We start from the raw sequence: 11,983 nt of genomic DNA on the forward strand, positions 1-11,983 counted from the left end.
GCCGCTCCATGAACAAAATATGAACAGCTATCGATCATTCTCGAATGCACGCAGAACGCTTCCGCTCTGATGGGATTCTCTCAGCAAACGATACAATGCTGCCGCCACCTCAGCCGGCGACCGCAATTTCCCTTGCTCATAGCTGGTTTGAAAGTAACCTTGCAGTGGAAAATCCGCCTTGTCCCGCCCGCGAGCAACGGTCTGCATCTGCGTATCAGCCATGCCGGGATCAAATGCGAACACATGAACCGGATTTGCTTCATCCCGCTGCTCGTCGGCAATACAGCGGGTCAGCATATTAAGGGCTGCTTTGCCGCTGCAATACATACTCATGGAAGGTGCCGAATATTCGGCGAGACCGGAAGTCACATTAATGATCGTCTTGCGGCGAAGCGCAGCTATTGCGCGGGTATGGTGAACAAATCGGCTGCAGAGCAGCATCGGCGCCAGCAAGCTTGTCTGCAAATGCACCGCCATTTCCGATGCGCGGATGGCGTCAATCGGTTTTAACGGCTCCAGTTTCGCGGCGTTATTAATGAGTAGTAGTTCGCTGATTTCTGCATCCTCGCGAATGATCAGAAACAACCGATCTATGATCTGCTCAAGGTCTCCGGCATTTGCCAAATCACACGGCACGGAAGTGAATCGTTCGCGTCCAACGAGCACCTTGGATTCCGAACGCGACAATCCATAAACCTCATATCCCGCAGTTAACAGCTCCAAAGCCACTGCTTCACCAATTCCTCGCGACGTTCCCGTTACGATTGCAACTGCTTTTCCCCGATTCATAACAGCCGTCCTTCCCTGGTATCATTTTCCTTCATTGTAGCGATCTATCGATGAACTTCGCAACTTTACAGTCCCCACCGGCAAAAAAGCGACCTGCAAGCACAACGCTCACAGATCGCTCTTGTATTCCTTATTTTTGACCCTTTGACGTCGTCCGCAGTCCGCATGGCGTCCGATATCCATCCCATATACGATTGCGATACCCACTGTGTATCGGAGCAGATCGATGGCAAGGAATCCTTGCCCCAGCACCAATCCGCCAATTACAGTCGAGCGAAGCGCATGAATCCAATCCGCTTGATACAGCTGACTACATTCAACCGCCATACAGAATAGGAAGCTGATACCGGCTGCCAGAGATGCACGCTGCCGCACCAAGCAAGCACGACAACCAGCATAAATCATTCCTGCCCAGAGAGCATCGCCAGCATGATCCGCAACAAAATTGGAAAGACGATCTCCGAAGTGCCTAACCGATAACCCCAGCACAATTAGCACCAGAGCCGCAATGAAATAGTAGATCCGTCGTTTCATCCGAAGCCCCTAACTACCGCGATTATCGGTCTTAGTAAGGCAACTCATGCTTGCTCGTGTCCGCCTTCTCTTTCTTCCGTCCGACTACTTCAAGCACTTCCAACAAATCCGGCGGCTGAAGCAATTCAACCGGTGACATGTTACGGTCGAATTGGAATGCATCTCCTTCAATGAGTGCAATATAACGGCCATTATAGGTAGCAAAATGAATCGATTGCCCAAACTCGGCAAGCGGTCCCTTCACCGAAACATCGCCAAGCTTGAACGCGACGCTTAGGTTCGGCTGCTGCTCCACCAGACGCTCGGCTGCGGCAACAACCCGCTCTTGATCCCAAGACTGCTGCAGTTCCCTTTTCTCGCTGGCCGCCCAGATTTCGAACTGATTCTCTTCTTGCTGGCGCTCTTCACCAACATGACCCTGCCATTTATCTTCCATATACTCATGAACCATCGTCAGCATATGCTCACTCATCAGCTCAGGCATTGCCTTCTCATAGCTGACAAACCGAAGAAAATCCTCGAAATACCGAGCATGCGACGCTTGATGAATCTTGAGCTCCCACGGCTCCAGCATGCCATCCTCGGGCATGAACGGATATTGAATCGACTTCATATTGCGTGCGCTGATGGCCATTTCGACATGCGAAATAAGATTGTGCTCATCCGTAATACGGGCGATTTTCGGCTCGAAATCACACTTCAGCACGAAGATCAGCGGCTCATCCGTGTGACGATTCGGCGTGGCATGCACGACGATTAGCGCACCTCCGCGCACGGCTGCCGCTTCCATATAGAGTCGAACGAGCTCATCGGCAAAGCCGTGAAATTCTGACGCGGATTCGGATGCGCGCAGCCGCTGAAACGTATTATAGTTCGGATTACTGTCCAGCTCATAACCGGGCTCCACGATAAATCGGCCGATTTTGGTCGGCGCGCCTTCGGTGCTTGGATGACGCTCTGCCTTTCGTTTACAGATCCGCGTGAACTCCCCATCGAGGAAGGACTTCAGCTCGCTTTCGGCATAATCATAACGATCCAACGTCTGAAAATGCTTAAATGTCTTCGCGGCGCTGTTGTCGCCACCTTCACCTTGTATGACAAAAAACGATAAATACTCAACGATAAAATCCATCCGTTATGTAAACTCCTTTGGCTGATGTAATCTGCGAAGCGAAGCGGTCAAGCTGACAAGCTGACACTCAAGTCATTAGCATAGCATAATTCGCCGCAGACTGTCCTGCCGGAAATCATGTTCGGAATATTTAGAAAGGATACTTCGCGTTGCACTCCGCAATCGTAGCCTGCACAAACTGCTGCACCTCTTGTGCACGTTCGAGATCCGTGTTGTATAGCGTCCCCCCGGTACCGCCGCTGCGGATCTGAACGGCCTCCCGCACAACGCGATGCCACCTATTAGGCTCCTGCTGCAGCAGATAGTAACCTGCATCGAGCTTCGTAATTATGCTCCTATGTTCCATGGTGTAGACAATTCTGGCGAGCGTCAGCACGGCGAATTCGATCCATTCCTCATCCATATACAGCTCTGCGCGGTTCGCTTTCCCCGCCCAATAGACGTTCAAATTATAGTTCATCGCACCTCGTATTTCATCCCATTCCACGACGATGCCGAGCTCCGATGCTTCAGGGCCAAACACCGCAATGCCATGATTTCTCAAAATCCATGCGGATGTGGGATCAACATAACCGGTATGCAAACTCTTCTTCCCGCCATGGGACAGTCTGGGAAATGTCTCTCCTGCCGGTTCCGCTTTCTTGCTCAGATGGGACAAGCTCGTATACAGCCCTTCAACCGCCAGATGAAACGGATGCTGCGCATGTAATTCCTCATGGATGGCCGTAATCTTGGCATTGTCTTCCTCGTTAATGACAGCTTGATTTAACACGACTATGACGTCTATATCACTCTTCATGCTTTGATAACCGCCCAGGGCGATCGAGCCTTGAAGATACAGTCCATGCACGAGATGCGGCACATGCAAACGAAGCAACCGGCCAAAATCGTCCATCAACGGAGTTAGTTCATCCGGAATCATGGAGTTATTCATGCTCCTATTCATGGTTCACCCATCCCTTCCTTTTACGCCTTGCAATTTAGAAGCTTCCCTCCCCATACTATCGGTATTGCTCCCCGGCAAAAATAGAAAAGTTGAATTATTTTCTTTCTTATTTTGAAAATGTGGGGGGCTAAGAGTCGGGTTTTCCTACTCTCGGACCTTTTTACTGACGGTTTTGTGGCTGAGAGTCGCATTTTTCGACTCTCAGGCTGTACAGGCGGTGAAATCGAGGCATTTTCTGTGCTGAGAGTCGGGTTTTCCTACTCTCAGACCTTTTTACTGACGATTCTGCGGCTGAGAGTCGCATTTGTCGACTCTCAGGTTGTGCAGACAGTGAAATTGAGGCACTTTCTGTGCTGAGAGACGGGTTTTCCTACTCTCAGACCTTTTTACTGGCGGTTTTGTGGCTGAGAGTCGCTTTTTCCGACTCTCAGGCGGCGCAGACAGTGAAATCGAGGCACTTTCTGTGCTGAGAGACGGGTTTTCCTACTCTCAGACCTTTTTACTGACGATTCTGCGTCTGAGTGTCGATTTTTCCGACTCTCAGGCGGCGCAGACAGTGAAATCGAGGCACTTACTGTGCTGAGAGTCGGGTTTTCCTACTCTCAAACCATTTTACTGACGGTTTTGCGCCTGAGAGTCGCTTTTTCCGACTCTCAGGCGGCGCAAGCTCCGAACCCCCACTAATCTCAATTTCCTACGAACTGACAGCGAATATTCCACTCTCGAAGTGACACAATCGCCGAAACCCAAGTAACCTTACCTTTCTCGGAGCAATAAGCGAATATACCGCGTACGAGTAAGGCCCTTAATTCGACTAATTTGGTTGGAGGCTAGGTTGGCTTGGTTTAAGTTTAGTTCGGCTAGGTTGGTTGCTTGCTTGCTTGCTTGGAGGCTTGTTGCTGCTGGAGGCCAGTTTGGCTGGTTGGAATTTAGTTGGTTGCTTGGAGGCTAGGTTGGCTGGTTCGAGACTAGTTTGAAATGCTTGAAGGCTAGATTGCTGCTTGAAGGTAGGTTGGCTGGCGGGAGGCTAGTTTACGGATAGTCGGATTTCATGCCGCTCTGCCCTCCTCTCTTCCCTCAACAAAGAAAAAAGCTGCCCCTGTCATCAGCTGATGACACCTGGGACAGCCCCTACACAATTACTATACAGCAGCTACCGGCTCGGAAACCAAGGAGGTCAACTCGCCGCAATAGAGCAGCTTCAGCTTATGCAGCGCACGGGTGCAAGCGACGTAGAGCAGCTTCGCATCGTTGCTGCCGAAGCTGTCTCCGTCCGCGTCCGCGATCAGCACGGCGTCGAACTCGAGCCCCTTGGACAAATACGCGGGAACGACGGTCAAACCGCCGCCGTAGGCATCCTGCTTGCTCTGGACGAGCGAAGCCGCGATGCCTGCTTCCGCAAGCTTTCCGGCAATCTCCTCGCAAGAGCGTGCCGTTCGGCCAAGCACGGCCATTGTCCGGTAATGGCCGGATTTCTGCCATGCCTTCACGGTGTCAACGACCAGCGCGAGCCGCTCATCATCGGTGGAAGCGTTGGTCACTTCCACCATTTCGCCGCTCCGGAATACAGGTACAGCCGGCTTCACGCCGGTCCCCATCGCACCGAGAACCAGGTTCGCGAAGTCGATGATTTCCATCGTCGACCGATAACTCCGGTCGAGCTCAAAGTATCCGGTATCAGCCTCGGGCAGCAGCGAAATCAGCTCTTTCCAGCTATGAATACCCGCATAGCCGTGGATCCCTTGCTGCAAGTCGCCAAGCACCGTCATCGACGGCTGGCGCTGGCATTGCTTCAGCGCTTCAAGCTGGAACGGCGAGTAATCCTGCGCCTCATCGATGACGATGTGATCGTACGGCGAATGCTCGAAGCCGAACAGCCGCAGCTGAATATAAACCAGCGGCGCCAAATCCTCCGGCTGAACGAGCTTCTGCTTCAGCGCTTTGATCGTCGCCGCGGTGCTCTTCGCAGGCAGCAGCTCTTGAACAGCCGGCTCGCGCAGCAACGAGCTGTACAGCTGGGATGCCGTATACGAAGGAATTTTCTTCGTGTACGCATTTAACTTCGTACCCAGCTGCGACTTCAGTTTGCCGTCCGCCAATCGGCGCGCCTTCCACTCAGACTCCAGCCAGCGCTTGAGCCGACTAACCAGCCGACTGCGCCGCTTCATGTAAGGCTCGCTTGCATCGTCCGTGGAAAGCCACTCGACGATCATAGCCGGCGTGACCTTCCAGCCCGGCAATGGCTCGAAGGACTGCTCCGGGATAAGCGAAGCTTCTGTCAAAGACAGCTTCTCATCCACCAACGCCTTAAAAGCCAAACTGCCTTTCACACGACTCGGCGCATGCTCCATTTCTTCGCGCGTCCTCGGCTGCTCGAACCAATACACGAACGGATCATAGGCCTCATCCAGGCGAACCTCATGCTGCAGCTGCTCCTGCGCCCAATCGGCAAAAGTAGTCTGCAGAATATCGCCAACGCCCAGCTCCGGCAAGACGCCGGAAATATAATCAAGGAACATGCGGTTCGGTGCGAAAATAACCATACGCTCTGCTCGGATCGCGCCTGCATACCGATAGAGCAGGTAAGCCAGCCTGTGCAGCGCAACGGTTGTTTTCCCGCTGCCTGCTACCCCTTGAATGAAAACAGCTTTATTTTTATCCGTACGAATGATGCGATCCTGCTCCTGCTGAATCGTCGAGACGATATCGCGCAGCTTGTTATCCTTGCTCTCACCGAGCCGATAGAGTAGAAACTCATCGGTGACGGATTCCTCTTCCTGGCCTCGCACATAGCTGTCGACGACCCGCTCAAGCTTCCCGTCCCGGATCATCAAATTGCGTTTGAGATGCACCGTACCTTCAACATCGCCGTCCGGCGATTCATACGTAACAGGCGCTTCCCCGCCGCTGAAAGCATAGAACAAACTCGCCACGGGCGCGCGCCAGTCGACGACCAGCACGTCATTCGACTTCTCGTGGGCAACGCCTGCCTTCCCGATATAGAGCGGCTTCGGTGCAGGATGCACCGTTTCTTGAAAATCAATTCGGCCAAAATAAGGCTCTCGCTCGGCCACCTCCAGCCGTTGCTGCCGCTGTTCGCGCTGCAGCTCCAACATTTGCTCGGTGAAATCATTGCCGGTGTAGCGCGGTCCGATTTCGCGAAGCTGTTTGCGAATTTGCACCAGTACTTCGTCTACGCGCGCAGCCTCTTCTTGAAAGGCACTTTGAACGGTCATGTCAGTTACCTCCCTCTGCGACTGCAAGCCGCTTGCATGCTAGTGCAGCGTAATCAACGGCTCTCGCTGCCCGTGTCCGATACGCTTATCAGGAGGCGGCGAAAGCCGCATTCGCATGCGGCTTGGTCTGAAAATATGTGATAATAGCTTAGGCTCCGGGGCGGAGCACGAGTGACCACTATAGCATAACCGAACCACCCGAGTCAATCCATCCCATTTTAGTCAAGATACGACTTTTACAGCACCGTTCGAAGCAACCAAATCACGACAACGATATGCAAAATAAGCAGGAGCGGCAGCCCGACGGAAAATGAAGGATGCTTCGTCTTATGACGGAACATCCGCATAGCTATGAACCCTCCCAATGCTCCGCCTATAGCGCTCATTCCCAGCAAACGGCGTTCAGGAATGCGATGCCTGCGGTCGCGGACGGACCGCGTTTTGTCAATTCGCATTAAAGCGAACACGTAGATATTAATAATGATGAGATAAGCCAGTACGAGCTTGTCGAATAGAGTCAGTGTCATTCAGCAGACCTCCTTAATTCTTGGGGCGTGGCTTCGCGCGGTTAGTCGGTTCTGCCTCGAGCGGATTATCCGGCCAATAATGCTTCGGATAACGACCTTTCAAATCCTTCTTAATTTCAAAATAAGCATGCTGCCAGAAGCTAGCCAGATCCTGTGTCACCTGCACGGGCCGCTGCGCCGGAGAGAGCAGATGAATCGTCAAAGGCAGCTTCCCTCCTGCGATGCGAGGCGTTTGCTGCAGGCCAAACAGCTCCTGTAAGCGAACGGCGACAAAAGGTGCCGCCGGATCGCTGTAATCGACCGGAATCCGCGAGCCGCTCGGCACGGTAATATGCGTCGGTACTTCCTGATCGAGCTCCGAACGCTCCTGCCAAGTAAGCATCGATTCCAATAGCGTCATCATAGACAGCCGCGACAGATCATTTCGGCTTCTCATGCCGCCAATATAAGGCGAAAGCCAATCAGACAACGTGGCTGCCAAAGCTTCACCGGAAACGTCAGGCCAATTGCTATTGTGGGTATGCATAAGCGCAATCCGCGCTTGCAGCTGGCGAGCCTGCTTCGTCCACGGGAGCAGCTCCAACCCCTGTTCAGCGATGCCGCTTAGCAGCGCCTCCGTAACAAGAACGGGATCCGCTTCCGTGAGCTGCGTCTCCTTTAGAATCAGCGCGCCAAGTCGCAGCCTGCGCCGGGCTCGTACGGATTCCGTCTGGCGATTCCATTTCACTTCCGTTTCCGTTTCGATCTGATCGGCAAAATCATGCTCTAGCTCCGCTAACGTAATCGGCGCCGCCAGCTGTATGCGGCTGTCGCTTCCGCTGTCCTCCAGCTCCGCTGCAGCGAGATAGGCTGAGCCCGATAACGGCTGCAGCTCTTGAATGGCCGCTCCTCGTCCGCTGCGGAGCAAATAGCGGCCGTCGCTCCGGCGCTGCGCGATGCGGTCGGGATACGCCAGCGCGAGAAGCAAGCCGCAGCCGTCGCCGGGCTGCGGTGCCGTATCATGGATGCCTGCCGCGCGCATCCATTCTTTCGCCTCTGCTGCGATGCGTTTCACCGCAGCTTCGTCCGGCTGCTCGCCTGCGGCCCGCCCGTGCAGCGCATCAAGGCGCAGCCGCATGTCGATGCTGCGCGATTGGCGCAGCAGGTCGCGGTCGCTCAGCAGCGCCGCGAGCTCGCACGCGAGGCGGCCAAGGCCGAGCTTCTTGGCTTGCAGCACCATATGCGCGAGCCTCGGATGCATCCCGAGCTCCGCCATCTCACGCCCGTGAGCGGTCGGCTTCCCATCGGCATCGATCGCTTCAAGCTCGCGCAGCAGCTCCATCGCTTGCGAATACGCGGCCGCAGGCGGCTTCGTGAGCCAGGCCAGATCCTCGCCTGGATCTGCGATTCCCCAGATCGCCAGCTCCAGAGCAAGCGGCGCCAAGTCGGCACCGAGCAGCTCCGGATCGCTCTGAGGCTGCAGCTGGTAATGGGCCTGCTCCGTCCACAGCCGGTAACAGGAACCCGGCGCTTCCCGACCGGCACGGCCGCGCCGTTGATCGGCGGAAGCGATGGAGACGGGAACCGTCTCCAATCTCGCCATACCGGTACGCGCCGAGAAACGCGGTACGCGGCTGAGACCGGCGTCCACCACGATACGCACGCCGCGCACCGTGACGCTGGATTCCGCAATGGAGGTCGCGAGGACGATTTTGCGCATGCCAGGTGTCGAGGTCGGCGCAACGGCACGATCCTGCGCCTCGGGCGGCAGCGCCCCATAGAGCGGCATAATCGTGAGCGATGCTGCCGAAGACAGTGAAGCGGAAGATTGAGCAGCTCGCAGCAGCCCTTCGACTCGCCTGATTTCCCCCGCTCCGGGCAGAAATACGAGCGCATCCCCTTCATGCTGCCTCATTGCCTCAATGACTGTCCGTGCGGCAGCATCTTCAATTCTGCCGGACACCGGCTTGGCGGCGTAGAAGGTCTCGACCGGATATGCGCGTCCCTCGCTCACAAGCATCGGCGCATCGCCCAGCAGCGCCGCAACGGGCTCTGCTTCAAGCGTTGCGGACATGACAAGCAATCGCAGATCCTCTCGCAGGACAGATTGCGTCTGCAGACAAAGCGCAAGCCCCAGGTCTCCATGCAAATGCCGCTCATGGAATTCGTCGAAGATGACGAGTCCGACGCCTTCAAGCGCCTGGTCCGTTTGCAGCATTCGCGTCAGGACGCCTTCCGTAATGACCTCAATCACGGTATTCGGTCCGACTTTGGTATCCATCCGCACGCGATACCCAACCGTTCCTCCCGCTTGTTCCCCTAACGCTGCAGCCATATAACGCGCGGCAGATCGAGCCGCTAATCGGCGCGGCTCCAGCATGAGGATGCGCTGGCCCTGCAGCCACGGCGCATCAAGCAAGGCGAGCGGCACTCTTGTCGTCTTACCCGCGCCGGGCGACGCTACGAGCACGGCGGAATTCCGCGCTTCCAGCACCTGCCGCAGCTCAGGCAGAAGCGCGTCAATCGGAAGCGGTTCTTCAGCGCGAACCGTCCGATTGTGGTTACGTTCGTTCATGATTACTTCCCCTGTCTCTCAATCTCATATGTCCTATTATAGGGACTATCCGCTTTCACCGTCAAAATTCGGAACCCAATGGGATCATCTGATTGTTCATCGGCTGGAAGATGAGTCCCTCTGAACATGCTTATAATGAAAGAACCGCCAGAGAACAACTCTCTGACGGTCATAACAAACGCTATCGCGTTCCGGAAATTAGGCTGCCGCGAGATCCGGCAGGAGAAACTCATCCAAGCCGGAGCAGCGATTGCTTGGGCTTCTCATACCATTCCTTTAAGATGTGCTCCGCCTTCTTGCCATATATATCAAAGCCAACATTCGACCCAGCCTCTTCCCTGTCGTACAGCTTCACGCTCCAATCCCACCAGAAGAAACCGGCAAACCATGGCTCGTCCCAGAACACCTTTAAGACCGAGCTGTAGAAATTCGCCTGCTCTTCTTCACTGACGGGCAGCTCGGTATGCGTGAAATCCCAAGGCATCGTCGCGCAGCCAAGCGCGCTCCGGCAGCCGATTTCCATGAAGATAATGGGTTTGCCGAATTTCGCGTGGAGCGATGCCATCTTCTCGCGCACGGGCAGCCAGTTGGAAATCATTTCCTCTTCGCTGTCGCCAGGTTGATTCGCAACCGGATAATAGGCGCTCGTACCAATGAGGTCCACTTGGTCGAACCATTTAATCCGCTCCTCCGACCCGTGGTTTGCGTTATAGACGATCGGCCCGTCATAAATGCTCCGGATTCTCGCGATTAGCTGACTCCAATGCTCCTGCTTGGCCTCTGTCTTCACCATTTCGCAGCCGATGCAGAACATCTCGCACCCTAACTCTTGCGCGAGCTCCGCATAGTGGCTGAGAAAATTGCCATAAGACTGGAACCATGCATCCCAGTAAGGTTCAGCGCTGGATTCCTCCGGGAAACCGATATGTGCGCGCCAGATCCCGTCCTTGGAGTTGACGACGGGCTTCAAGCATACTTTCAAGCCCAGCGCCTTGGCTTCTTTTACGGTGTGCTCGATATCCCTGTCGGTCATCGTCAATCCGTAATCGAACGGAATTTCTGTCGCATACACGTTATTTTGCATCGTATAAAACGATAATGCGATCCATTCGCTGCCTGTCTCGCTCAGCTTGCGGAGAGAATCAACGGCATAAGGCTGCCTGTAAGAGCCTCGGGAACTATTCCATCCATACGTCATCCCTTTGATGAACAAATCGGTCGGCAATGCATCTTCTCTCCTTTACGTAGTTATTCTCGCACTGGCAAGAGGTAGCTTCTCAGGTCGGGAAGCTCATCGCGTGTCAGCGTGAACGAGTGATTGTAAAATTTCCGGAGCATCTCCCAGTCGGTAAACTGCTCGGACTTCACGAAATCGCCATACCACGTGCAATTCCACGCCCAAAGCGCTCCGTCCTCAAGCATGCCGTCAGGATCAGGAAGCGGCCCGTTTTCCGAGAGGGCGATGATTTTGGCTTCACGGGTGTAATCGGCTGCCTGATTGAATCTCTTAACGTTCGAAACGTAATTGCGCTCGGGGACATAGACGTCTTCGCCAATGATGTCGACGTATTCATCCCCGGGGTACCAGTCTTCATGCTGACCGTTCCAAACCCAAATCAGGTTATGGAGCCCGTGCATATGGGTCATGCGTTCAACCATGAGCTTCCACAGCCGGATGCACGGCTGAGGGCCTTTCGCCCCCCACCAAAACCATCCGCCGGATGCTTCGTGAAGCGGCCTCCACAATACAGGAACGCCGGCGTCCCGGAGCTTGGCCAGCAAACCCGAAATGGCGTCGATATCGCTCAGCAGCAGACGATACTCTTCGGAATCGGTATCCTCGAACGCTGCAGCCAAATCGAATGTTGTCGCCGACGTATAGAAACCGCGATGCCATCCGTTGTCGGGCGGCTGATCAATGAGGTCCTTCGGCGCATTCCAATGCCAGCAAAAGGTGACGATGCCGCCATCTTCCCACCACTTGAGCGCAAGCTCCGTGTCCGTCCCAACCGCTCCCCGCTCCAAGCGCGAAGGAGAATCGTTCATGAAATCGAATCCGCCTACGGCTGGATACTTGCCTGTTTCGCGATGGATGAAATCCATCTCGGGCGACGTGATAACGCCAATTTGTTGGCCTGTCAACATTTTGCGTCCGTAGGTATCGCATAAATAAGCCATCAGCCGTTTGGCGCAATCATCGGCATTCGGATTGATGAGTTTCGGCTGAACCTGAAACCGATTGTGATCTCCAGCGATTGCTGACAT

The 11,983-nt window shown here is 54.7% G+C and carries 9 protein-coding genes; all 9 read right to left on the reverse strand.

Annotated features, from left to right (window positions below):
- Positions 1 to 27 precede the first annotated feature (27 nt).
- Positions 28 to 789, reverse strand: coding sequence for an SDR family NAD(P)-dependent oxidoreductase (locus tag I8J30_RS20665; RefSeq protein ID WP_210661351.1), 762 nt, complete (start codon positions 787 to 789; stop codon positions 28 to 30).
- Between the two features lie 108 nt (positions 790 to 897).
- A complete protein-coding gene (locus I8J30_RS20670; RefSeq protein WP_210661353.1) occupies positions 898 to 1,323 on the reverse strand; it encodes a ribosomal maturation YjgA family protein in 426 nt (141 codons plus the stop codon).
- A 31-nt stretch (positions 1,324 to 1,354) separates the two neighbouring features.
- Entirely contained in the window at positions 1,355 to 2,455 is a 1,101-nt protein-coding gene (locus I8J30_RS20675) for a DUF3900 domain-containing protein (protein WP_210661355.1), read from the reverse strand.
- 130 nt (positions 2,456 to 2,585) lie between these two features.
- Positions 2,586 to 3,401: an aminoglycoside adenylyltransferase domain-containing protein gene (locus tag I8J30_RS20680; RefSeq protein WP_210661357.1), complete on the reverse strand. Its 816-nt coding sequence runs from the start codon at positions 3,399 to 3,401 to the stop codon at positions 2,586 to 2,588.
- Positions 3,402 to 4,543: 1,142 nt separating this feature from the next.
- Positions 4,544 to 6,637: a HelD family protein gene (locus I8J30_RS20685; protein ID WP_210661359.1), complete on the reverse strand. Its 2,094-nt coding sequence runs from the start codon at positions 6,635 to 6,637 to the stop codon at positions 4,544 to 4,546.
- A 236-nt stretch (positions 6,638 to 6,873) separates the two neighbouring features.
- Positions 6,874 to 7,164, reverse strand: a complete 291-nt coding sequence (locus I8J30_RS20690) for a DUF1294 domain-containing protein (RefSeq protein WP_210661361.1) — start codon at positions 7,162 to 7,164, stop codon at positions 6,874 to 6,876.
- A gap of 13 nt (positions 7,165 to 7,177) precedes the next feature.
- A complete protein-coding gene (hrpB, locus tag I8J30_RS20695) occupies positions 7,178 to 9,718 on the reverse strand; it encodes an ATP-dependent helicase HrpB (RefSeq protein ID WP_210661362.1) in 2,541 nt (846 codons plus the stop codon).
- Positions 9,719 to 9,947: 229 nt separating this feature from the next.
- Positions 9,948 to 10,943 carry a glycoside hydrolase family 113 gene (locus tag I8J30_RS20700; protein ID WP_420831242.1) on the reverse strand — a complete coding sequence of 332 codons (996 nt, stop codon included), beginning with the start codon at positions 10,941 to 10,943 and terminating at the stop codon, positions 9,948 to 9,950.
- A 23-nt stretch (positions 10,944 to 10,966) separates the two neighbouring features.
- Positions 10,967 to 11,983: a glycosyl hydrolase gene (locus tag I8J30_RS20705; RefSeq protein ID WP_210661364.1), complete on the reverse strand. Its 1,017-nt coding sequence runs from the start codon at positions 11,981 to 11,983 to the stop codon at positions 10,967 to 10,969.

Origin of the sequence: Paenibacillus lignilyticus, from assembly GCF_017942085.1 — a bacterium.
In the GTDB taxonomy this organism is placed as follows: Bacteria; Bacillota; Bacilli; order Paenibacillales; family Paenibacillaceae; genus Paenibacillus_Z; species Paenibacillus_Z lignilyticus.